This window comes from Pseudomonas sp. GW822-FHT01E03 (genome assembly GCF_058802985.1).
The window spans coordinates 316,213-339,335 of sequence record NZ_JBXAOQ010000007.1 but is presented as its reverse complement, the minus strand read 5'-3'; the positions used below and the strand labels follow the sequence as shown (position 1 = coordinate 339,335).

Genomic DNA, 23,123 nt, shown 5'->3' with positions numbered 1-23,123 from the left:
TATAACGAGTTATGACGTGATCTTAGAGAGGCAGAGTGAGGATTGAGAAATACTGTTTGAGAATAAGGTTAGATCCACCACCGTCCCTGTGGGAGCGAGCTTGCTCGCGATGGCGGCGGGTCAGTCGACTTCAATGTTGAATGTGCAACCGCTATCGCGAGCAAGCTCGCTCCCACAGGGGGTTGTGTGTGATCTGAGAAATCAGTGCCGCTTGAGAATCTGGTCCATCACCCAATCGGTCTTCAGCGCCTGCTCGGCCACGGCGGGGTGCTGCGTCTCGCCACGAATATGCGCATTCATGCCCAATACGTGGTGCCACTGAATGTGTGCGTGATGCTCGATGGTCAGGCTGAGGTGCTCGCCAGCGTGCAGCTCGTCGGCGTGCAGTTCAACCGGGTGTTCATCGAACACTGAAAAGGTGATCCGGCCTTTGCTGCCAATCACTTCGACCCGGTCTTCGCGACGGTCTGCAACGAAGTTCCAGCAGCCCATCCCCAGTGCCCCGCTGGCAAACCGCCAAGTGGCGCTGACGGCATCTTCGGCCGCGTACAAACCGGCCTGCCGCGCGGTGAACCCGGCGACTTCGACGATATCGCCGAACAGGTACTGAAACAGGTCCAGGCCATGGCTGGCCAGATCGGCGAAGTAACCTCCACCGGCAATTGCCGGGTCGGTGCGCCAGTTATCGGTGCCGCTCCGGTCCGCTGCCGACGGGGCTTTGGTGAGGGTCCAGCTCAGGTGCCGGACCTCGCCGATCCGCCCCTCTTCCAGCCATTGCCGCACTTGCCGGAAGCGTGGCAGCGAACGTCGGTAATAAGACACGAACAGGTGCAACCCGGCATCGGCAAACACCTGCTGCATTTCACGGCTTTGCCCGGCATTCAGCGCCATCGGTTTTTCCACGCAGCAATGCTTGCCGGCCGCGGCCACTTGCAAAGCATAGGCGTGATGGCTGTCGGGCGGCGTGGCGATGTACACCGCGTCGACCTCGGGATCGTTGATCAGCGCCTGCGCATCGGTGTAGACCCGAGCGATGCCGTGGCGCGTGGCGTAGTCGGTGACGGCTTCCAGGCGCCGGCCCATCACAGCGACCAACGCCGATCCGGGCGCCTTGTAGAAGGCCGGCCCGCTTTTGCGTTCAGCGACACTGCCACAACCGATCATGCCCCAGCGCACCAGGTTCATAGGCACTCCTTGCGGCTCAGCCGACGCGCAATGCGCGCAGGTCCAGTCGACCGTCCTTGAGCGGCGGGCACCAGTAGTAGCCTCCGGTGATCGGACGGCTGATGCGGTACAGACCGTCGGTGATGCCGTCTTCCAGGCCACTCATGCGGCGTAGTTGGGCTTCGAAGGCGTCGAGGGAAAAACCAAAGGCCAGGAACATCAGGCCGGCACGGTCACCTTCGATCCACGGCATCGAGCGGCGCACCACGAAGGCTTCAGGCGCAAAGCTTTCCTGGGCGGTGCGTTTGACGTGGGCGGAAACCGGCGCGTCGTCGATCTCTTCGTTATCGCTCAAGCGGCGACCCATGATGTTGTCTTTTTCATCCGCCGACAGCCCATGGAAACCTTTCAAGTCATGCTGCCACTGCTGGATCGCGGCGAAGCTGCCACCCACCGTGCCGTCCGCGCCCTCACCCACCAGGGCGGCGGTCACGGCGGCTGCGTCGTGGGGGTTCTCGGTGCCATCTTCGTAGCCGGTCAGGTCATGGCCGGTCATGTGGCGGAAGGTTTCGTTCATCTGCACCAGGCGCAACGCCGGGGCCAGTGCCGCCGAGATGGCGTTGCTGCGGTTGAGCAATTCGCCACGGTCTTCACCGTGCAGCCAGCACCAGAGCGCGTGTTGGGTCGACGGATTGTCGACGCCGACGCCAGTCAGTGCCGGGAAAGTGCGCAGGCCTTCGATCTGCCCATCCAGCGCCTTGACCAGGGATTCGCCGAAGCCGACGACAGCCGATTTCCCGTCCACCAGTTGCATCAAGTTGTCGAGCGCGGCCGGCAGTGCCGCAACGGATTCGAGGGCGAAGAACATATGGCGAGCTTGAGGCGGAACGGGGGTGGCGAGAATGCCCGGCTGGTAATGACTCATATGAACTCCTTGAAAAAGAGCATGGAGTTTAACCGGAGTACGAGGGTTTGTGTGCCGTCAGAGGCCAGGAACCTGTGGCAAAGGGGGCTTGTGTGGCGAGCGGTTTCTGTGGCGAGGGGGCTTGCCCCCGTTGGAGCGCGTAGCGCTCCCCTGCATTTTCAGTCATACCGAGTCGCCAGGTTTTGGGGCTGCTTCGCAACCCAACGGGGGCAAGCCCCCTCGCCACACAAGCCCCCTCGCCACAGAAGATCAAACCACGCTGGGGCTTTCGTTGCGGAACGCACTCGGACTCATGCCGGTCCAGCGCTTGAACGCCCGGCGAAAGCTGCGCACGTCGCTGTAGCCGACTTCCTCGGTGATGCGTTCGATGGACATGTCCGGGTTGGCCAGCAGGCTCATGGTGCGGGCCTGGCGCACTTGTTCCAGCAGCGTTTCGAACGTCAGCGCATGTTCGGTGAGGCGGCGGCGCAAGGTGCGGCTGCTCATGTTCAGGTCGCCGGCGATTTTCTCGATGTGGCTGCCCTCGGTCAGGTCCCGGGCAATCGCCCGTTCCACCGCCTGGATCAGATCCATTTTCTGGTGCACCTGCGCGGCTTCCAGTTCGAGCAGTTTCACGGCCTGACGCAGGGCCAGGGAATGATGATTGGGCAAGTGAACGCCCAGCCAATGTGCATCGATCACCATGCGGTTTTGCAGGCAACCGAAACGCACGTCCGGCCCCAGCAGGCGCGAATATTCGCCGAGATAGTCCGGTGCGGCATGCACGAACTCCACGGCCGTCGGCTTGAAATCCGCCCCGACCAGCGCCCGGCCGTACACCAGCAGGCTGGCGAAAAACTCCTCGACCGCGAACAACTGCACGTCGGCGAACGGCAAGCGGCATTCAACGTCGACAAACACCCGATCCCCCGCCTCCTCCACACTCGACACGACAATGCCGCCTGAGGTGTGTTGATGGCGAATGCCCAGTTCGAAGGCATCGCGCAGGGTCTTGCACAGCGACAACACATGCCCCAACAACCCCAGCGTGCCGAGCACATTCTGCGCGCCGACCCACAAGCCCAGCCCCTGATTGGGCAAGGCCTTGAGCGCGCGTTGAATCATGGCCACGGCCTGGCGATGGGAAATACGCTGCGCCGGGTCCTGCAGGTCTTCAAAGGTAAAGCCCAGCCCTCGGCACAGGCTCTCGGGGTGGATGCCTTTTTGCTCGGCGACTTCGGCCAGGGTCTGCAGGAGAAACGGCGACACCAGCGCCAGTTCAAAGGTGGGATCGATCACTTTCATTTGCATGGGGCTATACATTCCGGGTCGAGCTGCATTCTTATTTTTGTAACCGGTTATGTCGAAGGAAGTTAGCACAGGGCTCAAAGACTGTCCGCAGAAGCCCCCCTAAATGGCCGCCAATACCCTGCCTTGCAGGGCGCAGACAGCTTATTTCTATGTTGCGGCCCTCGTATGGATGCCGGACAGCCCGACAACAATAATAATGAGTACACCCATGATCCCGACCCGCACGACACTCCCCCTGATGGCCATTGGCCTGGCCGGCGTCTGCGCCCTGCAACCGGCACTGGCCACCGAGACTGGCGTGGACAACATCGGCACCGGCACCGACGGTTTTTTCATGTTGCCGCTTTCGCCCGACAGCCTTCCGGACAACATGGTTGCGTTCAACCTCTACTACAACCACTACAAAGCCACGAAGCTCAATATCAGCTCGCTCGGCGGCAAGGTGCCGAACGTCGAGATCGAGTCCACGGCGGTCATTCCACGCCTGGATTACCTCAGCCCGGTGCGCGTGTTTGGCGGCCGGCTGGCCGGCTACATCGCGCAGCCCTGGCTCAAGCAGGAAGTCTCGGTGTTCGGCTTGCAGGACACCCGCGAAGGCATGGGCGACACCACGGTCGCGCCGATCATCCTCTGGGACATGGGCCCGAACCTGACCCTCGGCGCCGCCATCGAAATCACCGTGCCGACCGGCGAGTACAGCGTTGACCGCCTGGCCAACACCAGCAACAACTTCTACACCTACAAACCGTTGTTCTCCTTCACCTGGCTGCCGACGGACAGAACCGAGGTGTCGATGAAGACCACCTACAGTTTCAACGAGAAAAACAAGGACACCGACTACAAGTCGGGGCAGATTTTCCACTTCGATTATTCCGCCAGTTTCAAGATCACCGACGACCTGATGCTCGGGTTGAACGGCTACTACCTCAAGCAAACCACCGACGACAAACAGTTCGGCCACACCGTGCAGTTCAATGGCCAGGACGTGAACGACGGGGTACGCGGCCAGGTGTTTGCCATTGGTCCGGCACTGCACTGGACTTTTCTCGAATACGCCAGCGCGGAGATTCGCTGGGCCAAGGAGTTCGACGTGGAAAACCGGCCTGAAGGGGAAATGCTTTGGGCCAAGGTCAGTATTCCCTATGCGTTCTGACTGAACTGACGCCATCGCGAGCAAGCTCGCTCCCACAGGGGGGGATGCATTCCAACTGGGAAATGCATTCCAAATTGTGGGAGCGAGCTTGCTCGCGATGACGGCGGAACAAACACTGAAAAACTTCAGGAATACACAGGCCAGGTATCAACAATCCGCCCACCCCGAACCGCCAGCAAATCCCCGAACTGCAACAACACCGACTCCGTCTGGGCAGGCCGCAAGAACACCTGGTCCTCCACCGTCAGCCCCACCGCCGCCGAACCATTGACCATTTCCTGGTTCGAGCTGCGGCCATACACGCCATTGCTCTGCAACCCCGCTGGCGATTCGAACTCCGCCATCCAGTTACCGCCATAGATGAAATACGTCTCGCGCTGATTGGTGTCCCACCAGGAAAACAGCCTGGACTTGCCATCCAGCGCCGGGATGTTTACAGCCCCGGTGCTTTTCAGCACCGGCGTGGCGATAAAAGCGGCCGGCACATGCTCCGCCAGTGACGGCAAATCATAATGAGTGGGCTTGAGCAGCCCCGTCCCCACCGACACTTCGCTGCTGAGCTGTTCGTGTTCATGCATGCGATAGCTCGGGCTGCCGGCCGTATTGAGGGTCAGCCCTTCGCGCCACAGACCGGGGTATTGCTGACGGGTAAAATCGACGCAGCGGTTGTAAACCACCATTACCTTGGCGAACAGCTCCTCGGGCGAGCCCAGGATCCCCGGCACGCCCATGCCCACGAACGGGTCGTAGCCCATGTACCCGGCGAATTCCAGGTGCTGCGGGTGCTGGCTGATCAGCGCCAGCATCTGCCCGAGTACGCCAAGGTCACTGACGCCACCGCGATGCAGCCCGACATCCAGTTCGATGTTCACCCGTACTCGCGTGCCCAGCCCTTGAGCCAGGGCGAGGTATTGCTGCAGGCGCTGCGGTGTGTCGAGCAACCATTGCAATTGCTTCGAAGGGTCGAAAGGTCCCTTGTGCGATTGATAGAACAACTCGGCCGAACGCACCGGCAGCGGCTTGCCCAGCAGAATATCGGCCTCGGCAAACTGCACCGCGTCATGATTGAGAAACGGTTGGTGAAACGACATCAGCCGTTGCGTACCGGCGCGCTGGGCGATGTAGGCCAGAAGCCCCGGAGCCGGCAGTGATTTTTCCACCAGGCGCAGGTGCTTGCCGGCGCGCTTGACCGATTGCATCACCACATCGATGTTGTGATCCAGCCGATCAAGGTCGATCAGCATCACCGGTCGCATCGGCCCGTGGTCCTTGAGTTCGCGGTTCAGCGCAAGGAAGTAATCGCTGTACGGCGCGCCTCGGTCACCCGGCCGCAGCCACGCCCCGACACCCACCAACAAGGCGCCGACACCGGCGGTGCCGAGCAAGAAATTGCGGCGATTGACGGCCATCAGCTCACCCCCAGAATCGATGACAAGTGCGCGTTGAGAAATTTGCCGCTGGGGTCGAGCGCTTGCCGCACCTGGATGAATTCCTGCCAGCGCGGGTACAGCGGCTGCAGGTTTTTCGCATTCAGCGTGTGCAACTTGCCCCAGTGCGGCCGGCCGTTGTACTTCCAGAAAATCGGCTCGATGGCGGCGAAGAAGTTGTGATGATCCATCTGGTAATGCTGGTGGACCGAGATCGAACAGCTGTCGCGGCCTTCGAACATGCTCAGGGGAATGTCGTCGGCCTTGACGTAACGGTACTCGATCGGAAACCAGGTGCGCAGGTCCTTGTCCTGGATCAGTTTGAGGATCTCGCGCAAACAGGCTGGGCCGTATTCGGCCGGCACGGAGTATTCCATTTCATTGAAACGTACCGTGCGCACGTTGGCATAGATGTCGAACGAGTCACCCACCCGGTCATCGAAACTGGCCAGATGGCGCAAGTTATTGAGCATCGTGCGACGCAGGTCCGGGAAGTCGCTGGCGTATTTGTCGATCTTCTCGATCAGCGTGACAAACTCGTTGCCGCCCTCCTCATCCGCCGGGACCGGTGGTGTCGCCGGGTCGCTGGTTTCGTTCAGGGCGATCGACAAGGCGTAGTCGGAATGCGTCACCACGAGCATTTCCCAGTGCTGGTTTTCCCGGGTGTTCTTGTCCAGGTCTTCCAGCAGCTCTTCGGTTTTAGCGATCCATTGGCGCTCCCGCAATCGATACGCCGGGCGGTTTTGCAGGCGTACCCTGGTGGCCACGCCCAACGCGCCCAAGGACACCCTCGCGGCACTGAACACCTCAGGATGGCGGCTGGCATCGCAGTCGAGCACGTCGCCGTTGGCGGCCACCAACTGCAAGCCGCAGACATGCGCCGAATACGATTGAAAGTCTTTGCCGGTACCGTGGGTCGAGGTCGAGATCGCGCCGGCCAGGGTCTGGTAATCGATGTCAGCCATGTTTTGCAGGGCCTGGCCGATGTCCTTGAGCGGCGTGCCCATGCGTGACATCGGCGTGCCGGCGGCGAACTCGGCCTGCAGCGTTTGCCGATCGTGATCGAGCAAACCCGTGAAATAGCTCAGCGACAGTAAGGTGCCGTCGGTGGGCACCAGCGCACTGAAGGAATGCGCCGAGCCCACCGGACGAATCTTGCCGGGGGCCTGGCGCACCACTTGCGTCAACTCATCCAGGTTCTTGGGCGCCAACCGCGCCGCCGGCAGGCAACTCTGGCCTCCCGACCAGTTGCGCCAGGGAATCAGGCGTGGCGCGCGCAGCAGCTCGGCCAGTGCCGGCGTTGAGCCGAGCGCGGTAAAGGCGCCAATGACGCTCGCACGTTGCAACAACTGACGCCGTGTCAGGTCCATCGTCATGAATCGCACCCTGCCGTTCTTGTTATTGGATTTGCTGGCCGGACATAAAGGCAATCAGCGCCAGGAACTGTTCTTGCGAACACTGCATGCACATCCCCATCGGCGGCATGCCGTTGTAACCGTTGATCGCGTGATCGAGCAGCGTGTCGGCGCCCTGTAATACCCGTGGTTGCCAGGCCTTGATATCGCCGGTCAGCGGCGCCCCGGCCGCCGGATTGGCATGGCAAAGCTTGCAGCTGTTGTCGTAGACCTGCGCGAGTTCCGCGTCGGCGGGTCTCGCGGCACCTGCTTCGCTGCGGGTCGGCGGGTTGTTCGGCTCTTTGCCGCACCCTGCAAGCAACGCCGCAAAGACACAGCCCACCAAGGCCAAACAAAGGCTAGGCTTTTCAGTTAATCGGCTTGCCCGCATGGCTGTCCTCTCAATGGCTGCCCGGCCAGCCGGGTGCACTTTTTTGTTGTGATCAAGGAGAGTCAACATTAAGGCACCCCGCGCGGGCGGGTTGAGGGCATTGGGGGCCAACAAAGGGCGCTTCTGAGGCCATGACGCTCGGCACCGATAAATCCCCGGACATCATGCTGTTCGGCAAAACCCTGAGATGAGTCATGACAAGCGTTGCTGAGGTCTGCTAAAACGATTCATCAGTGCATCAGCCAATCCAGAGGGGTAGCGACATGACCACAGCCAATAATCTCCAGAACCTGTTCCCTAGCCCCGCCGAGATCCCGGAAAAGTACCGCCTTGACGGCCAGACCGAGCAGCGCGAGTACCTGGTCGATGGCCAACTCAGAACCTGGAACGGGCCGTTGGCCCTGGTCCGCAGCCCGGTATACCTGGCAGGCCCGAATGGCGATGAACAGGTGATCCTCGGCAGCACGCCGCTGCTGGATGCCGACACCGCCTTGACCGCCCTCGACGCCGCAGTCCGTGCCTACGACCGTGGCCAGGGCCTGTGGCCGACCATGCGCGTGGCCGAACGCATCCAGCACGTCGAAACCTTCCTCGCACGCATGCGCGAGCAGCGCGACGCCGTGGTCAAGTTGCTGATGTGGGAAATCGGCAAGAACCTCAAGGACTCGGAAAAGGAGTTCGACCGCACCTGCGACTACATCGTCGACACCATCAACGCCCTGAAGGAACTCGACCGCCGCTCCAGCCGTTTCGAACTGGAACAGGACACCCTCGGCCAGATCCGTCGCGTACCGATGGGCGTGGCCCTGTGCATGGGGCCTTACAACTATCCGTTGAACGAAACCTTCACCACACTGATCCCGGCGCTGATCATGGGCAACACCGTGGTGTTCAAGCCGGCCAAGCTCGGCGTGCTGCTGATTCGCCCGCTGCTGGAAGCCTTCCGCGACAGCTTTCCGACCGGGGTGATCAACGTCATCTATGGCAGCGGCCGCGAGACGGTCAGTGCGCTGATGGCCAGCGGCAAGATCGACATCTTTGCCTTCATCGGCACCAACAAGGCCGCCAGTGACCTGAAAAAACTCCATCCGAGACCCCACCGTTTGCGCGCGGCGCTGGGCCTGGATGCGAAAAATCCGGGCATCGTCCTGCCGGAAGTGGATCTGGACAACGCGGTCAGTGAAGCGGTGACCGGTTCGCTGTCATTCAATGGCCAGCGCTGCACCGCTCTGAAGATCCTGTTTGTCCACGAAGACGTGGTCGAGTCCTTCATCGACAAATTCAATGCCAGGCTCGCCAACCTCAAGCCCGGCATGCCCTGGGAAAGTGGCGTAGCCCTGACACCGCTGCCGGAATCGGGCAAGGTCGACTATCTGCATGCACTGGTGGCGGATGCCGAAAGCAAAGGCGCCAAGGTAGTCAACCCCAACGGTGGCGAGGCTCGTGCGTCATTCTTCTACCCGGCGGTGCTGTACCCGGTCACGCCGCAGATGCGGGTTTATCAGGAAGAACAGTTCGGCCCCGTCATCCCCATCGTGCCCTACCGTCATCTGGATACCGTGATCGACTACGTGCTGGAGTCGGACTTTGGCCAGCAATTGAGCATCTTCGGCACCAACCCGGTGGCGGTTGGCCGGCTGGTGGACACCTTCGCCAATCAGGTCGGGCGCATCAACCTCAATGCCCAGTGCCAGCGCGGCCCGGACACCTATCCCTTCAATGGTCGCAAGAACTCGGCCGAAGGCACCTTGTCGGTCCATGACGCACTGCGGGTGTTTTCGATCCGCACCCTGGTGGCGACCAAGTTCCAGGAGACCAACAAAGACCTGATCAGCGAGATCATCAGCGGCCGCAGTTCGAGCTTCCTGACCACCGACTACATCTTCTGAGGAGAGCCAGCCTGAGTACATCCAGAGCCCATCGACTGCCACCGCTGCTGCGCCGATTGCTGCGTCCGTTGCTGGACCCGTACCGGCGCTACCGCCATGCCCGGGTGATCCATGCGGTGCGGGTGTCGCTCGGGTTGCTGGCGACGATCCTGCTGACCACCGGCATCAATCTGCCCCACGGTGAGTGGGCGTCGGTGACCATGCTGGTGGTGATAGGCGGCTTGCAGCACCACGGCAACATCGGCAAGAAAGCCGCCGAGCGCGCCATTGGCACCTTGATCGGCGCCGGTGTCGGCCTGGTGTTGGTGGCACAACAGGCCTGGCTGGGGATGCCCTGGCTGACCTATTTCGCGATGTCGGTGGTCTGCGGGTTTTTCTCGTATCACGCCATCGGCAAGGGTGGTTACACGGCGCTGCTGTCGGCGATTACCGTGTTCATCGTCGCGGGGCACGGCGACAACCCGGTCACCGATGGCTTGTGGCGCGGGGTGGATATCCTGATCGGCATTGCCCTGGCCCTGGCGTTTTCCTTTGCCCTGCCGCTGTACGCGGTTTACTCCTGGCGCTACAACCTGGCCGATGCGCTGCGTGATTGCGCGAAAGTCTACGGGCGCATCATTGACGGCCAGGCCATCACCGCCGACGAACACCTCAAGCTCATGACTCGCCTGAACGCGGCGATGGTGCAACTTCGCTCACTGATGCCCTCGGTGTCCAAGGAAGTGAAGATTTCCATGACCGAACTCGATGCCCTTCAACGCAATTTGCGCATGTGCGTCAGCACCCTGGAAATCCTCGGCAATACCCGACCGGATGCCAATGACCTCGAGGCGATGTCGCTGATGCAAACGGCATTGAAAGTCGAGCATCGACAGATTCGCGTGCAATTGATCGGCATGGCCCGGGCGTTGAAATCAGGCGCCGCCCAGCGGCTCAATCGCCCCGTGGATGTGCCGCTTGTCAGCCTTGATGCGCCGGTCTACAACACGCTGGACGGGTATCGCTTGCTGACCCAACAACTGGCCGCCAACGTCGGGGAGATGCGCCAGCGCTTGGCCAAGAGCGCGCCGCGCTGGAACATCTGACGCCCCTGGTTGGCACTCAAGGCGTCACCGTGCGCCGAAACTTCAGCGTCCAGCCTTGTTGCATGCCGGCAGCGGCCAACAGAATCGCCGCGACTCCAATCCATTGCAGTGGCTCCAGGCGATGACCGAAGGCAAACCAGTCGACGAAAATCGCCGCGATCGGGTAGATGAAGGACAGTGCGCCCGTCAACGCCGTCGGCAGTTTTTGAATCGCGCCGTACAACAACACATACATCACGCCGGTGTGCACCATACCCAGCGTCACCAGGCTGGCCCACGCGCTTGGCGCCTGGGGCAATACGGAAAGATTCGCGAAGGGCGCGAGCAGCAGCACGCCTGTGCTGACCTGGATCAGCGCGATCAAATGCGGTGGGGTTCCAGTCAGGCGCTTGATGATCAACGCGGCAATTGCGTAGAGAAACGCCGCGCCCAACGCCAAGGCAATGCCCATCAGGTAATCGCTGCCGCTTTCGCCCTGGCTGCCATGGGCACTGACAATCGCCAGCATCCCGAGAAACGAAACGCCCAGCCAGGTCAGTTTCTGCGCGGTGATCTTTTCGTTGAGGAACAACGCCGCCAGCCCGACCAGCATGAAAGGCTGGACGTTATAGACGGCGGTGCCGATGGCAATCGACGCCCGGGAATAGGACGCGAACAACAGCACCCAGTTGCCGACGATCGCCACACCGCTGAGCACTGCGAGCAGGAACGTGGTGCGGGTCAGAATGCCGGGGCGCAGAAAGCCGAAAGCCGCGCAAATGAGCAGCAAGGTGCCAGCACCGAACAGGCAGCGCCAGAACACCACATCCAGCACCGGTTGCCCGGACACCAGCACGAACCAGCCGATGGTGCCGGAGATCAGCATGGCGGCCGTCATTTCGAACGAACCGCGGCGTAGGGTTTTGTCCATCATCAGACTCCTGTGTTTGTGGCCAAAGTATGCCAATGCGCCCAGGGGCTACTCCAGAGCAAAAAGCAGGCTAAACTCGGGATCTGCCTTTTTTATCAAGGCCTTTTTGGAAAAATGCCTAACAGAGGGTTTTGCCATGACCGATGACATCGACCAGCTGCTGATCACGGCGCTGATGGAGGACTCGCGACGCTCGCTCAAGGCCCTGGCGCAAATCAGCGGCCTGTCTTCCCCCAGTGTTGCCGAGCGTCTGCGCCGCCTGGAAGAGCGAGGCGTGCTCAAGGGCTACACCGTTGAAATTGACCCGAAATGCTTCGGCTATCAACTCCAGGCCATCGTGCGTATTCGCCCGTTGCCGGGGCAATTGCAGGAAGTGGAGCGGCAAATCATGGCCATTCCCGAATTCACCGAGTGCGACAAAGTCACCGGCGACGACTGTTTCATCGCGCGCCTGCATGTGCGCTCGATGGAACAACTGGACACCCTGCTCGACCGACTCAACACCCACGCTGAAACCAATACGGCGATCGTCAAGAAAACCCCGGTCAAGCGCCGGTTGCCGCCCATGGCGTGAGTGATATTTGTTTCAGACTGAAGTAGATTGAGGGTTTCCGGCGAAGGATTGACGGCATGAAAACTCAGGCAATACTACTGGTGGCTATGATGTTGGCGGGTTGCGGCACGATTCAGACGGTTGTGCGCAGTGACGAAGTGGCCTCGAAAAGTCTCAAGGAACAAAAGAGTTACTGCGGCGCGGTACCGCGAATCTACAGCGGCGTGACCTACGACTTCTGCTACCTGAACGCGCCCCTCGAAGACGGCCGGGATGCGCAGGTACATGGTCCCGCCCCCGCTATCGTGTTGCTCGACGTGGTCGCGTCCGGGGCGATGGACACACTGCTGTTGCCCTACACCATCTACCGCCAGCAAGCCGACGGCAGCATCGTCATTACAGAGTAAGCCTGGATTTGTGGTAATAAAAAACCCGCCTGAGCGGGTTTTTTAGTTCAAGGCCGAGGATCAGTCATCGCGGCTCATGATGCCGAACAGCTGCAACAAACTGACGAACAGGTTGTAGATCGATACATACAGGCTGATGGTGGCCATGATGTAGTTACGCTCGCCGCCATGAATGATGGCGCTGGTCTGGAACAGAATGCAGACCGAGGAGAACAGCACGAAACCTGCGCTGATCGCCAGTTGCAGGCCGCTGATCTGGAAGAACAGGCTCGCCAGCGTCGCACCCAGCAGCACGAAGAAGCCTGCCGTGATGAAACCGCCGAGGAAGCTCATGTCCTTGCGGGTAATCAGCACATAGGCCGACAGACCGCCGAACACCAGCGCCGTCATCGCGAAAGCCGAGCTGACCACTTCAGCGCCGCCCTGCATACCCAGGTAACGGTTGAGGATCGGGCCAAGCAGGAAACCCATGAAACCGGTCAGGGCAAATGCCGACACCAAGCCCCAGGCCGAATCACGGAGTTTGTTGGTGAGGAAGAAAAGACCGTAGAAGCCGATCAGCACCACGAAAATGTTCGGGTAGCCAACATGCATCTGCTGGGCAACGTAGGCTGTCACACCGCTGAAAGCCAGGGTCAGGGCGAGCAAGCCGTATGTGTTGCGCAGGACGCGGCTAACCTCTAGCTGCTCAGCCTGCACGCTGTTATTAACTGCGTAATCCTGTTCGCGCATGGCGACACTCCTGTTGGTTTGAAACGTTCAGTCGCAAAGATCATAACAGACGCTCTGTAACAAGCTATGCAGAGAGTTTGACAGTGTGTTTCATTCAGGTATTATGGCGCCCGCAACGCAAACGGAGGTGTGGCCGAGTGGTTTAAGGCAACGGTCTTGAAAACCGTCGACTGTAACAGGTCCATGAGTTCGAATCCCATCGCCTCCGCCATCTTTGTACCGACAAAGCCCTGATTATTCAGGGCTTTGTCGTTTCTGGGGTTTGCCGAAAATCTTGGCGCTCGACATGTGTTCCATAACTATTTTGGAAGTGTTCCAGAACTAACCCGCGTTTCACCCTTCTCCGGCGTCCAGCCGACCGCTTCACCATCCTATTGTGTGACGCCACGTTTCGGCTGCTACGCTCACCTCTTCATGGAGGAATCGCGATGCCAAATTCAGACCTACTCCCATCCCTGCTCTTCAAGCTTAATGAAAACCAGCTCGCCTTGGAGGCTGCCATCATGGAGCTGACGCTTTGGGCTGAGCAGCGCGGAGCGACCGAGATCGGTGGCAATGTGCGCGGCGCCTTGGAAACGATCGATAAGAATGAAGAGTTCATCAAGATGACGCTCGCGGTACTGATGACACCAGAGTGATCGCTCAAGGGTAGCAATCGGCCAAAAGCCGACATTTGACTGAGCAGCGGCCTTCGGGCAGAAACGCTCAGTCGCAAGCACTTATATGGCGGGGTAACGAGTCCGCGCGCTGGGTGCAAATGACGTATCACGTGGAGTAAAAATGTCTGATCAATGAGCAGGCGATCAACCACGATGCGACATGGTCGACGGCTGGTCGCAACCAACCCCATCCGATAAAAGGAACTGCCGTATGTCGAGCGAGATAACCAAACAGATCCGAGCGTTGAAGGATCTGCCACGGTGGGAGGTGGAAAATCAGGGCGATGCGATCAAAGAGCAGATCGAGAAATTGCGCAAGGCAGAAGTCCTAAACGAAGCGGCGGCTGCGCAGTTGGTAGCGGACGTGAATAATGAGAGAGCTCGTATTTTTAGGTCGCCAGGGAGCGTGATGACGCACGAGCGCGACGAGGAAACGGGCCGAGTGTTGTCCAGTCGTATCGATCACCCCGACGGAAGCGCTCAAACTCGGGTACGTGACGCCGACGGTAATCTCACCGATTGGGTGGACGTTCCCACATCGAAATAGACCAGACGTGCCGGACTGAACGGAAGCGCATTGGCATAGCTCCCGACACTGAGTTATGCAGTGACTCCTCTTTACACGAAAAGGATGCAAACCTCAAAAGCTTGGCCGCCGGGGTTTGCTTCACCGAAACTCCGAGTCAATTGCTTTCGCGATAGACCGCTATGGGTCGGTTGCTGCCCTTGGTGACAGGCAGCAATCGGCCAGGAGCGGACGGTGGACACAGTGAGGTCAAATTGGTGGCTTCATCGATGGTGCTTTCGAATCTAGAAGGCCGTAGGGCTTGAGTCCACAGTCGATTTCCGTCAGTCGTGACAGGCAGCGATTGCAGTGGTTAGTATCTGAAGCTGCGGGATATTTGGCAGTTGATCGTCGACTGCAAGAGCAAGCTGCGCTGGGCGCAAATTCAGGAATCGGAAAACAATGAGCTGCGTTCGGCGTTGAGGGCGGAAAATGCCCACGTTGAACACCTCAAGAGACAGCCCGGATCTGCTGCAAATGTTGATTCCGGCCTCGTAAGGATACGCACATGAACAGAATTGACCGTATCAAAGGCTGCCTGCTTGGCGGCGCAGTGGGAGATGCGTTGGGTGCGCCCGTCGAGTTTCTGGAATGGAATGCCATCCGCGCCACCTTCGGCGCGCAAGGGATCGTCGACTATGCACCGGCTTATGGACGACTCGGCGCCATCACCGACGACACACAGATGATGTTGTTCACCGCCGATGGCCTGCTGCGTGCGTATGTCCGTGGTAGTTCGCGGGGCATCTGCCACGTTCCCAGCGTCATTCATCATGCCCTTTTGCGCTGGCTAGTGACCCAAGATTGTTCGCCTAACACCCACGTCAGCCTCGACGGCTGGCTGGTTAAAGAGCGCGCTTTGTGGTCCCGCCGCGCGCCCGGCAACACATGCCTCAGTGCGCTCAAAGCCAGTAAACACTTCGGCCAGTTTGCCGAAAATAACAGTAAAGGCTGTGGCGCAGTGATGCGCGTTGCGCCCTGCGCCTTTTTCCGCAAGGCCTTCGACTACGCCGCAGACTCCGGCCGCCTGACCCATGGCCACCCTACCGGCTACCTGGCTGCAGGCCTTTTCGCCGACATACTCCAGCGCATGGCCGACAGACAAGACAGTCTGGAACATGCCATCACCGAAAGCCTGGCCAAACACGGCGACAAACCCGGCATGGAAGAAACACGCAGCCTGATCGAGCGTGTGCTCTTCTGCTACTACGAAGGCTGCCGCCCAACCCCGGAGCGCATCGACGAGTTCGGTAGTGGATGGACTGCGGAAGAGGCACTGGCGATCGGCATCTGGTGCGCGCTGACGGCTCCCTCGTTCGAACAAGGAGTGATTAATGCCGTGAACCATAGCGGCGACAGTGACAGCACTGGTTTGATCGCCGGGCATTTGCTTGGAGTTCAGCATGGTCCGGCCGCGATTCCGGAGCGGTGGCTGGAGGGGTTGGAGTTGCGGGGAGTGATCGAGAAAGTGGCGCAGGATATCGAGAGGGTGCCGCGGGATTATTCGGGGTATGGCGGGGAGTTTGAGCCGGACATCAATGTGGATTATCCGGGGAGCTGAGCATGTCGATACGACCTCAACCGTTCACCTTCGAGTGCGCCGATTGAGGATGGAAAATTTGCCTGTTGCGACGGGCAATAAACGACTCACGGCTGACTCCGCTCTAATCGCGATTGGTCGCTCTCTTGCCTTTTTTGTACCCGCATATGGATGCGTGTAAAAGGTCTGCAAAGGGTCGGATACAGCCCTTGGTGACAGGCAGAAAACGGCCAAAAACGGACGCTCACAAGTAGACGAGGAATTACGCATGGACATGATACGTTATCAGACACAAACGGCGAAAAGCGCTACGCCACTTATGTGGTCTACTTATAGTTAGGGTTTTCATACATATGCAAAACGATTGGACGTTCGATCAAGCGAAGAATGTTGCAGCCATAACGACACGACAGGCACTGCGGGAAGGACTCCCTATCCTGTGCGTAGTCCATTACGGTGATGATCATTCTTGGTCATTCACCTGTGGCACAACTAATGCCCCATCTGATGCCCTAGTAGTCAGCATGGAATGCATCGTCGAGCACGACCCAACATTGATCGACATCGCAAACCTTCCGCCTGGTTGGGGGGCCTACCGTGAAGCCTTGGGGAGCGAATGGGAGTGCTACGAGATGGAGCAGGCCGAATGAATACTCAGCTATCTGCATCTGCCTAACGCCCACCGCCAACATCCAGCAGACATTGGGCTCTTACTAAACCATGGGCATCCACACAAATGGTGTAATCGTTAGCCTATGTCCACAATGGGTTGAGAGGCGCCCTTCGTGCCTGGCAGCAATCGGCCCAGAGCGTGTAAAAACGTTAAGTCCCGTTTCGATCTTCGAGGCTGAGAGCCAAACCATCGACATTTTTGATGCACCGCAAGCTCAGGGGATGGGATATGACCGTTAAAGTAGGGGGTATCGCTGTGGGCCGTGGCGGCCGTTAGCTACAATTATTTTGATACTTTGGGGGCATTTAAGTGAATATCTCAAACATTAAAGGAATTGCTACAATTAATGGTGCTATCTCGAATATTCAGCTATCTGAATTACAGAGAAAGCTTCATATACAGCTGCCAGATGCTTATGTGCAAATGCTTAATTCTGCGAATGGCTTTTCATTACAAAGTGGCGTAACCATATATTCTTCTGATGAGCTTGTTGAGAGAAATGAAACTTTCGAGGTGAAAAAATATGCTCCGGGCTATCTTTCGATAGGCGACGACAGTGGTGGCCGCTCTATAATGATCCCGCTTACAAGTAACGGTGTTTTCTTGGTAGATCAAGGCAGTATGGTTCCTGACGATTTTGAGAGGGTCAGTATTTCGATAACCGATTGGATTACTGGTGGGTGTGCGCTCTAAAATATGTCTGGTGGAGTTGGACTTTCTCCTGCAGAGCGGGACACCAACTTCCCATTAAATTGATGCGGCCAATCGCATGAATTCTCTCAAGCCGACGTCGCAGCGTGATACGGTAGAAAGCCGCATTGGAGTAACTATCGCGGTGATAGGGACAGGAATAGAGCGTATGCAACTCGAAGTTAGCGGCAACTGGATTTTTGGGGAAGGGATAAGGTTTGAGGTTGAATATCCTGCCCTTGAAGCCGTATTAATCAACGGGCGGGTGCTGGTAACGTTTGACTGGATGGCTTTTGAGAGGAATGCTCCTGCGCAAAATCTCTTTTGCTACGACTCGTCAGGCAATCTACTTTGGCGAGCGCCAGCTATTGGAATGGGGGCCGTGGATGCCTATACCGGTGTAATGAACGAGGAGCCTCTTTGGGTAGGAAATTTTTCTGGATACGATTGCCGGATAGATGAAACATCTGGCCAGGTTCTAGAGACTCGCTTCACGAAGTAAACACTGCCCACGTCTCCAAAGACCAACCTCACCACACGCTGAGCGTCTGCCCAACACATTGCGCGGTTAAACGGGTGCCCATTTGTGCGGCAGCAGCTCGGCAACCTCACTTGCCCGCTGCGTAGGCAGGCGCGTAAGTACGTCCTTCAGGTAAACGTACGGGTCATGCCCATTAAGCCGCACCGATTGGATCAAACTCATGAGCGCAGCCGCACGTTTGCCACTGCGTAACGAGCCTGAAAACTTTACGAAATGCACAATCAAGTCCCGAAATCGATGCAAGCGTCTAAACCTTTCAATCGAGTGGACATGCCCCGGCAAGCCAGGTCACGCCTCTCATCTCAAACGTTCTGACTGTCTGCAAAGGGTCGGAAGTAGACGCTCGCCGAGGGTAGAAATTGACTACCGCCAAGTCAGTAGAAACGGTCTTTCCCTTCAAAGCAAATTAGCTGGCTCGCAAATCAAAAAGCCCCCTTAAGGGGGCTTATGCTTAGCCTTTCGGCGGATTTGGGTCATTACCAGGAGCTACCGTGTCTTTGTCGCGAATTCGTCCATCAACGCCCTTCGTCGTCAGTTCGCCTCCCCCTTGGTTTTTGAGCATCTCGCGAGCGGCTTTTTGGGCCTCCGCTTGGGTGTCATGGACGCTTGATGCGCGGCTTGCGTCATTGCGCTTGTTTTCCCAGGTTCCGTCGGATCGCCTGGATATTGTCCTGTCTCGGTCTTTACTCATGGTCGCCTCCTTTGCGATGTGGCCATTGAGGTATAGCCCAAGCCATCAAAAATGCATGTACGCCTATCATGAGGGCTGCCAGTGGCCAGAAGCGATCAGCCAAGGCCACGTCAAAATCACTCATTCCGAAGACAATCTGGCACTTTTTTGAATTCGGCGGGCTCTAAATGCTGCATTCGTCGATAATTGCACCTTGAAGATGACATTTTTATTACAATTTAATGGCAAACCTTCCGGGTCAGAAGATGAAAGTCAGAGCTACAGTCATATGCGAGAGAGATAGGCATATCTTGCTCGTTCGAAAACCGAAGTCGAAATGGGTTCTGCCTGGTGGCAAGGTAGAAACTGGCGAAGCTATCGCTGGAGCTGCCGCTCGAGAACTCCAAGAAGAAACCGGGCTGAACGTTGATCAGCTCCTGTACATTTTTGAGTTCGATGCAGGCAACACACGCCACCATGTTTTTGAAGCCTCAGTCCCAGATGCCGAAAACGCCACGCCTCAAAACGAAATATCCGAGTGCATTTGGCATTCTCTGAGCGCGTTTCATGACTTAGACACAAGCGATGCGACGAAATCAATTGTGAGTTCATTTCTACGCCGCCTTTAACTCCCCCCCCCGGATCGTTCTGGTTCGCGCAAAGGTTAATCGTCTTCGCATCATTCCGAGTGTCCACATAGGGTCGGTTACTGCCATTCGTGACCGTCAGCTATGGGTCGTATTCAGCCGGTCGTGACAGGCTGATATCGGCCAGACGGACATCCGTCCATTTAACGGCATTTCATTAGCACTTGTGTCCGATCTCCATTGGCTATGGGCTTAGAAAAATCGGGTCAATATTAGGGCCTGCGAAAATTGCTGATATGGCAGTCACAACAACCCATAGAAACGAGTCCCAATATTTTACGAGAGCCACCAGCACCGCCCCGGCCGCGGGCAATAGCGCCAGTACCTGCAATAGCTGAAAGGTACGCCGCAAAGTACGCCCCTGCTTTTCGACTTGCTCAATTGTAATTTTGAGCAGGCCCTGAAGCTTGGGGGGATATGTTTTGATTTTGTCTTTGAAGTCGTCGAAAACAACATTGAAGCTATGCAACAAGCGGTTCGTCTGAAGCATCTGATTGTGCAAGATCGCGAGTAAGACCAACGACACAACAATCAAGCCAAGTACCAGAACGAACCCTTCAAATGCAGAAGTACTGTTGTTCAGGACAACCCACCCAGCAAAAGAGACCGGGAGCGCCAGCATTTTGCCGGCGATGTCCCCCAACACGCCGCTGAGCTTGGTCCCATAGTCGATTTCCGCCTGTGCCAATTCGCGCCGAGCCTTCTCGAATGAGAAGCTGTAGACGTAAGTTTGCAAATTGGCGCGGTAGGTAGCGAGGACCTCCTTCCATTCGCGTACCACTACGAGGAAGTGATTTGGCTCGCTTTCAAACTTCTCAATTACGCTGGCGATCGCCATCCGAATCATCAGCTTGCGTTCTGAGAGATGAGCCTTGTTCTCGTTTTTGCGATTGAGAATCTCCTCAAGCAGACTCATGTGCCTGAGTTCATGCCCAAGCACATGTTCATCAACCTGCGTCGGCAGCAGAAACGTTCTGGGCGGTTTTGCGCCGTCGGGAGGCAAAGCGAAGAACAAATTGTAGGTGTCTGGGCTGCTGTCCTTGTCCACCCCGATTGCTAGCAACGCCAGAAGCTCGATCAGCCTGCAAACTCGTCTGAGCTCTTTAATTTGTGTTGGTTCGCCAGCGTCGAAATCTGCCCAACCTAAGTCAACGACGTATACGTTCTGCGGAAACTGCCCTTTGCCCAGTGACCCGTTACGGGCCAAGTCGCTAACGTTCGCGTAAAACCGGCCAGATTCATTCGTAGGTAGGCGGAGCTCGATCTCTACCGCACCACCTTCAACTATTTCATGATGCTGGATTTTGCCAAATTCGGGCTGCAGGTCCTTGCATACCTGCAGCGCGGCAGTGATGTCGGGAGTGGGCAGTCCTTCATAGGAGACCACACCACCTTCGATGGCTGGTGCTCCCATTGCCCGGTAAAGGGCCACGACATTGGAAAACATGGCTTACCCAACCCTGGCCTGAAGCTCTTTTTCAATCAAATCGACCAGTTCCTGGTTCATGTTCGACAGGGTCAGCTTCTTGCGACCCTCATCGTAATAAACATCGGACGTTGCCTCCTTCCCCAAGGCACCACGTTCGAATTGAAGCGACCAGCTCGCAGCTTCGCCTTTGATCCTGGTCTTCTCTTTCAGCGATTTGGGATTGACAGTAAAGTCCTCAGGGACTCGATGTTTTTCGTCGTTGAGATAGTCTTTCAGTCCCGCAATCTCATCGACCAGATCAGGTGGAACGAGCTGAATTGCCGCATGGCAGATCGCATCTAGCCGAGCGGATTTGCCATCCGCCAGTCGGTCCTGCAAGTACCGGACAACCGCCTCTTTCGCCTTGTAAGCAAAGGGCTTGAGTTCTTTATTGTTACGGAAGTAACGGCCAACGTAATCAATGGCATTTTTGGTTGCCCGGCCGGATGCCACGCCTTTGGCGCATCCCAAAGCGGAGATAAAATAGTCAGAAGCCTGGCTGTCCCGGCCGCGGCTGATAAAGCACAGATAGGTCGAATCAACCTCTTCTGCGTCCTCAGCTTCTACAACTGCGTTACCCGCAGCAGCACATACGGCGGCGGCAGTGACCGACGCGAATTTCACCAAGTTGATCCTGGCTGCCTGCTGAACCGTCTTCAGGTCCACTTCCTGAATAGCCTTGGGCACATAGTTCTCATCGAGCTGGATGCCGCCACGCTGTTTGATACTGGCGACCAGAAAGAAGTCAGACGCACCTGAGGTGTATTGCGCGCAGAGAATATGGCCGCCGGTGGCCAAGGTTTGGTCCCTCGCCTGCTCGACAAGCTGATCCATGGCTAAGTGGGTTAACGCGATAAATTCAGCCTCATCACCACAGACATCCACGAAAGCGCTAAACCGATCAGGAAATGGACCTTGGCGACCATCGTCAGCAAATTGCCCGTAGACCACACTGTTGCCTTCTTTACCAATCAGACCGTTGATACCTTCGACAAGAGACTCTAAAGCCGGGTTTTGTGTATCGAGGACAACGTCCTTTTTCACCACGTCAGAAACAAAATCTGTATGAACAATCTTTTTGAAACTGTGGATGATGGCGGTTTTCAGTGTGATCACAAGTCGACTTCCATTTCAGTAATATCAATGTGAGATTACGAGAGTCAGAGTTGACCTGCAAATGGCCATTGGTCTGCTGCCCGTATTCTCTAGCGGTCAACAGAGCCAAATGAAGGTGATTGATATAGATACTGTATATATAGCCAGCATCCTTGTCGAGCTCGCTATGCTCGCATGATATTGACTGCTAATGGCCGATTTCTGCCAGTCACGACGGGCAGCAGACGACCCAAGCTGTCACGTCAAAATAGTCCTCCCAACGCTGCCGGCTCCCAGTTCATGATCACCAGTTCGCCACTGACCTCGGCCTTACCCTGCCGCTGGTTGGTCGTGGTGTAGCGGATATCCAGCGTCTCAAAGTGAAAGCCTTCGAACACCCGGCGGATGTCCGGGTGGTCGTTAATGCTGACCATCACCCTGCCCTTGCAGCGACGCATGAAATCCGCCATGCGTTCGTAATTTTCAAAAGGAAAATCCACCCCATAACCAGCGGTCTGCCAGTACGGCGGGTCCATGTAGTGGAAGGAGTGCGCCCGGTCGTAGCGTTCGGCGCATTCCAACCAGGGCAGGTTTTCCACGTAGGTACCGGACAGGCGTTGCCAAGCGTTTGAGAGGTTTTCTTCGATCCGTAGCAGGTTGATCGACGGGGTGGTGGTCGCGGTACCGAAGGTCTGCCCGGATACCTTGCCGGCGAAGGCATGGTGCTGCAGGTAGAAAAATCGGGCAGCACGCTGAATGTCGGTAAGCGTTTCGACGCGGGTCATTTTCTGCCACTCGAACACCTGGCGCGAACTGAGCGCCCATTTGAATTGGCGCACAAATTCTTCGAGGTGGTTTTGCACCACGCGATACAGCGTGACCAGGTCGCCGTTGATGTCGTTGAGCACTTCCACCGGTGCCGCCTGGGGCCGCATGAAGTACAGCGCGGCGCCGCCGGCAAAGACTTCGACGTAGCATTCGTGAGGAGGAAACAGCGGGATGAGACGATCGGCCAGGCGGCGTTTGCCGCCCATCCAAGGGATAATAGGGGTAGACATGAATAGCAAGACCTTTACTGTATAAATAAACAGGTGCTAGGCTCGCTCTGCTTTGTGCACAGAGCAGGAGCCTTGGCGGGACTTGCAGGGACAATCTGCGGGGACGGTGGCCAGGCTGAATGTTGACGCATCCAGACTGGCCGCTCCTTTTACTTTTATTTTTGAAACTCTGACTCGGGACGACTCACACGCCCGGG

23 protein-coding genes, 1 tRNA gene and 1 pseudogene are annotated in these 23,123 nt (G+C 57.5%); 12 read left to right on the top strand and 13 right to left on the bottom strand.

Translation table 11 applies throughout. The features are described from left to right. Positions 1 to 201: 201 nt before the first annotated feature. The 3 genes from AC1RP7_RS16830 to AC1RP7_RS16820 form a co-directional block, all read right to left on the bottom strand. On the bottom strand, positions 202 to 1,185 hold the full coding sequence (locus AC1RP7_RS16830) for a Gfo/Idh/MocA family protein (RefSeq protein ID WP_349736574.1): 984 nt from the start codon (positions 1,183 to 1,185) through the stop codon (positions 202 to 204). Positions 1,186 to 1,201: 16 nt separating this feature from the next. Continuing rightward, on the bottom strand, positions 1,202 to 2,089 hold the full coding sequence (locus AC1RP7_RS16825) for a Dyp-type peroxidase (protein WP_090455703.1): 888 nt from the start codon (positions 2,087 to 2,089) through the stop codon (positions 1,202 to 1,204). A gap of 249 nt (positions 2,090 to 2,338) precedes the next feature. Continuing rightward, positions 2,339 to 3,379: an AraC family transcriptional regulator gene (locus AC1RP7_RS16820; RefSeq protein WP_493183022.1), complete on the bottom strand. Its 1,041-nt coding sequence runs from the start codon at positions 3,377 to 3,379 to the stop codon at positions 2,339 to 2,341. Positions 3,380 to 3,617: 238 nt separating this feature from the next. On the opposite strand from AC1RP7_RS16820, the gene AC1RP7_RS16815 reads away from it, so the two are divergent. Continuing rightward, a complete protein-coding gene (locus AC1RP7_RS16815) occupies positions 3,618 to 4,532 on the top strand; it encodes a SphA family protein (protein ID WP_493183090.1) in 915 nt (304 codons plus the stop codon). Positions 4,533 to 4,657: 125 nt separating this feature from the next. Here AC1RP7_RS16815 and AC1RP7_RS16810 read toward each other — a convergent pair whose 3' ends face one another. From AC1RP7_RS16810 to AC1RP7_RS16800, 3 genes are all read right to left on the bottom strand, one after another. After that, positions 4,658 to 5,866, bottom strand: a complete 1,209-nt coding sequence (locus AC1RP7_RS16810) for a DSD1 family PLP-dependent enzyme (RefSeq protein ID WP_493183091.1) — start codon at positions 5,864 to 5,866, stop codon at positions 4,658 to 4,660. Between the two features lie 74 nt (positions 5,867 to 5,940). After that, positions 5,941 to 7,335: a D-arabinono-1,4-lactone oxidase gene (locus AC1RP7_RS16805; RefSeq protein ID WP_492588168.1), complete on the bottom strand. Its 1,395-nt coding sequence runs from the start codon at positions 7,333 to 7,335 to the stop codon at positions 5,941 to 5,943. A gap of 22 nt (positions 7,336 to 7,357) precedes the next feature. Beyond that, positions 7,358 to 7,744 (bottom strand): c-type cytochrome, encoded by a 387-nt coding sequence (locus AC1RP7_RS16800; RefSeq protein ID WP_057714317.1) that lies wholly within the window; start codon positions 7,742 to 7,744, stop codon positions 7,358 to 7,360. A gap of 263 nt (positions 7,745 to 8,007) precedes the next feature. Between AC1RP7_RS16800 and AC1RP7_RS16795 the strand changes: the two genes are divergently transcribed. After that, positions 8,008 to 9,633 carry an NADP-dependent glyceraldehyde-3-phosphate dehydrogenase gene (locus AC1RP7_RS16795; protein WP_493183023.1) on the top strand — a complete coding sequence of 542 codons (1,626 nt, stop codon included), beginning with the start codon at positions 8,008 to 8,010 and terminating at the stop codon, positions 9,631 to 9,633. A gap of 44 nt (positions 9,634 to 9,677) precedes the next feature. After that, positions 9,678 to 10,718 (top strand): FUSC family protein, encoded by a 1,041-nt coding sequence (locus AC1RP7_RS16790; protein WP_340312219.1) that lies wholly within the window; start codon positions 9,678 to 9,680, stop codon positions 10,716 to 10,718. A 16-nt stretch (positions 10,719 to 10,734) separates the two neighbouring features. Here the strand turns inward: AC1RP7_RS16790 and AC1RP7_RS16785 are convergent, their stop codons facing one another. Then, a complete protein-coding gene (locus tag AC1RP7_RS16785; protein WP_218497317.1) occupies positions 10,735 to 11,628 on the bottom strand; it encodes a DMT family transporter in 894 nt (297 codons plus the stop codon). Between the two features lie 136 nt (positions 11,629 to 11,764). Between AC1RP7_RS16785 and AC1RP7_RS16780 the strand changes: the two genes are divergently transcribed. Then, the gene (locus AC1RP7_RS16780; RefSeq protein ID WP_046038550.1) at positions 11,765 to 12,202 is read left to right on the top strand and encodes an Lrp/AsnC family transcriptional regulator; all 438 of its coding nucleotides are present in this window, start codon (positions 11,765 to 11,767) and stop codon (positions 12,200 to 12,202) included. Between the two features lie 56 nt (positions 12,203 to 12,258). Next, on the top strand, positions 12,259 to 12,588 hold the full coding sequence (locus AC1RP7_RS16775; RefSeq protein ID WP_493183024.1) for a YceK/YidQ family lipoprotein: 330 nt from the start codon (positions 12,259 to 12,261) through the stop codon (positions 12,586 to 12,588). A 60-nt stretch (positions 12,589 to 12,648) separates the two neighbouring features. Here AC1RP7_RS16775 and AC1RP7_RS16770 read toward each other — a convergent pair whose 3' ends face one another. Then, a complete protein-coding gene (locus tag AC1RP7_RS16770; RefSeq protein WP_057714309.1) occupies positions 12,649 to 13,320 on the bottom strand; it encodes a Bax inhibitor-1/YccA family protein in 672 nt (223 codons plus the stop codon). Positions 13,321 to 13,443: 123 nt separating this feature from the next. Here AC1RP7_RS16770 and AC1RP7_RS16765 point away from each other — a divergent pair. From AC1RP7_RS16765 to AC1RP7_RS16740, 6 genes are all read left to right on the top strand, one after another. Next, positions 13,444 to 13,531 (top strand) — tRNA-Ser (locus AC1RP7_RS16765). Between the two features lie 217 nt (positions 13,532 to 13,748). Continuing rightward, on the top strand, positions 13,749 to 13,958 hold the full coding sequence (locus tag AC1RP7_RS16760) for a hypothetical protein (protein WP_493183025.1): 210 nt from the start codon (positions 13,749 to 13,751) through the stop codon (positions 13,956 to 13,958). Positions 13,959 to 14,190: 232 nt separating this feature from the next. Beyond that, the gene (locus AC1RP7_RS16755; RefSeq protein ID WP_493183026.1) at positions 14,191 to 14,526 is read left to right on the top strand and encodes a hypothetical protein; all 336 of its coding nucleotides are present in this window, start codon (positions 14,191 to 14,193) and stop codon (positions 14,524 to 14,526) included. A gap of 526 nt (positions 14,527 to 15,052) precedes the next feature. Then, on the top strand, positions 15,053 to 16,105 hold the full coding sequence (locus tag AC1RP7_RS16750; RefSeq protein ID WP_493183027.1) for an ADP-ribosylglycohydrolase family protein: 1,053 nt from the start codon (positions 15,053 to 15,055) through the stop codon (positions 16,103 to 16,105). Between the two features lie 961 nt (positions 16,106 to 17,066). Beyond that, entirely contained in the window at positions 17,067 to 17,450 is a 384-nt protein-coding gene (locus AC1RP7_RS16745; RefSeq protein ID WP_493183028.1) for an SMI1/KNR4 family protein, read from the top strand. Positions 17,451 to 17,616: 166 nt separating this feature from the next. Next, a complete protein-coding gene (locus AC1RP7_RS16740; protein ID WP_493183030.1) occupies positions 17,617 to 17,949 on the top strand; it encodes a DUF7957 family protein in 333 nt (110 codons plus the stop codon). 66 nt (positions 17,950 to 18,015) lie between these two features. Here the strand turns inward: AC1RP7_RS16740 and AC1RP7_RS16735 are convergent. Together AC1RP7_RS16735 and AC1RP7_RS16730 are read right to left on the bottom strand one after the other, a co-directional pair. Then, positions 18,016 to 18,192: pseudogene (locus tag AC1RP7_RS16735) on the bottom strand (transposase domain-containing protein); the annotation flags it as partial. A 247-nt stretch (positions 18,193 to 18,439) separates the two neighbouring features. Then, the gene (locus AC1RP7_RS16730; protein ID WP_105339730.1) at positions 18,440 to 18,679 is read right to left on the bottom strand and encodes a DUF2188 domain-containing protein; all 240 of its coding nucleotides are present in this window, start codon (positions 18,677 to 18,679) and stop codon (positions 18,440 to 18,442) included. A 245-nt stretch (positions 18,680 to 18,924) separates the two neighbouring features. Here AC1RP7_RS16730 and AC1RP7_RS16725 point away from each other — a divergent pair, with 245 nt between their 5' ends. Then, positions 18,925 to 19,287: an NUDIX hydrolase gene (locus AC1RP7_RS16725; protein ID WP_493183032.1), complete on the top strand. Its 363-nt coding sequence runs from the start codon at positions 18,925 to 18,927 to the stop codon at positions 19,285 to 19,287. 202 nt (positions 19,288 to 19,489) lie between these two features. On the opposite strand, the gene AC1RP7_RS16720 is transcribed toward AC1RP7_RS16725, so the two are convergent. The 3 genes from AC1RP7_RS16720 to AC1RP7_RS16710 form a co-directional block, all read right to left on the bottom strand. Further along, positions 19,490 to 20,752, bottom strand: a complete 1,263-nt coding sequence (locus tag AC1RP7_RS16720; protein WP_493183034.1) for a hypothetical protein — start codon at positions 20,750 to 20,752, stop codon at positions 19,490 to 19,492. Between the two features lie 3 nt (positions 20,753 to 20,755). Further along, on the bottom strand, positions 20,756 to 21,889 hold the full coding sequence (locus tag AC1RP7_RS16715) for a nucleoid-associated protein (protein ID WP_493183035.1): 1,134 nt from the start codon (positions 21,887 to 21,889) through the stop codon (positions 20,756 to 20,758). A gap of 242 nt (positions 21,890 to 22,131) precedes the next feature. Beyond that, on the bottom strand, positions 22,132 to 22,926 hold the full coding sequence (locus AC1RP7_RS16710) for a DNA adenine methylase (RefSeq protein WP_493183037.1): 795 nt from the start codon (positions 22,924 to 22,926) through the stop codon (positions 22,132 to 22,134). Positions 22,927 to 23,123 lie beyond the last annotated feature (197 nt).

Excerpts from the sequence above, each read along its gene's own strand:
- AC1RP7_RS16740 (WP_493183030.1), top strand. The coding sequence starts at position 17,617 with ATGCAACTCGAAGTTAGCGGCAACTGGATTTTTGGGGAAGGGATAAGG.
- AC1RP7_RS16825 (WP_090455703.1), bottom strand. The coding sequence starts at position 2,089 with ATGAGTCATTACCAGCCGGGCATTCTCGCCACCCCCGTTCCGCCTCAA.
- AC1RP7_RS16800 (WP_057714317.1), bottom strand. The coding sequence starts at position 7,744 with ATGCGGGCAAGCCGATTAACTGAAAAGCCTAGCCTTTGTTTGGCCTTG.
- AC1RP7_RS16760 (WP_493183025.1), top strand. The coding sequence starts at position 13,749 with ATGCCAAATTCAGACCTACTCCCATCCCTGCTCTTCAAGCTTAATGAA.
- AC1RP7_RS16725 (WP_493183032.1), top strand. The coding sequence starts at position 18,925 with ATGAAAGTCAGAGCTACAGTCATATGCGAGAGAGATAGGCATATCTTG.
- AC1RP7_RS16805 (WP_492588168.1), bottom strand. The coding sequence starts at position 7,335 with ATGACGATGGACCTGACACGGCGTCAGTTGTTGCAACGTGCGAGCGTC.
- AC1RP7_RS16815 (WP_493183090.1), top strand. The coding sequence starts at position 3,618 with ATGGCCATTGGCCTGGCCGGCGTCTGCGCCCTGCAACCGGCACTGGCC.
- AC1RP7_RS16820 (WP_493183022.1), bottom strand. The coding sequence starts at position 3,379 with ATGCAAATGAAAGTGATCGATCCCACCTTTGAACTGGCGCTGGTGTCG.
- AC1RP7_RS16750 (WP_493183027.1), top strand. The coding sequence starts at position 15,053 with ATGAACAGAATTGACCGTATCAAAGGCTGCCTGCTTGGCGGCGCAGTG.
- AC1RP7_RS16730 (WP_105339730.1), bottom strand. The coding sequence starts at position 18,679 with ATGAGTAAAGACCGAGACAGGACAATATCCAGGCGATCCGACGGAACC.
- AC1RP7_RS16780 (WP_046038550.1), top strand. The coding sequence starts at position 11,765 with ATGACCGATGACATCGACCAGCTGCTGATCACGGCGCTGATGGAGGAC.
- AC1RP7_RS16720 (WP_493183034.1), bottom strand. The coding sequence starts at position 20,752 with ATGTTTTCCAATGTCGTGGCCCTTTACCGGGCAATGGGAGCACCAGCC.
- AC1RP7_RS16830 (WP_349736574.1), bottom strand. The coding sequence starts at position 1,185 with ATGAACCTGGTGCGCTGGGGCATGATCGGTTGTGGCAGTGTCGCTGAA.
- AC1RP7_RS16795 (WP_493183023.1), top strand. The coding sequence starts at position 8,008 with ATGACCACAGCCAATAATCTCCAGAACCTGTTCCCTAGCCCCGCCGAG.
- AC1RP7_RS16785 (WP_218497317.1), bottom strand. The coding sequence starts at position 11,628 with ATGGACAAAACCCTACGCCGCGGTTCGTTCGAAATGACGGCCGCCATG.
- AC1RP7_RS16710 (WP_493183037.1), bottom strand. The coding sequence starts at position 22,926 with ATGTCTACCCCTATTATCCCTTGGATGGGCGGCAAACGCCGCCTGGCC.
- AC1RP7_RS16755 (WP_493183026.1), top strand. The coding sequence starts at position 14,191 with ATGTCGAGCGAGATAACCAAACAGATCCGAGCGTTGAAGGATCTGCCA.
- AC1RP7_RS16775 (WP_493183024.1), top strand. The coding sequence starts at position 12,259 with ATGAAAACTCAGGCAATACTACTGGTGGCTATGATGTTGGCGGGTTGC.
- AC1RP7_RS16770 (WP_057714309.1), bottom strand. The coding sequence starts at position 13,320 with ATGCGCGAACAGGATTACGCAGTTAATAACAGCGTGCAGGCTGAGCAG.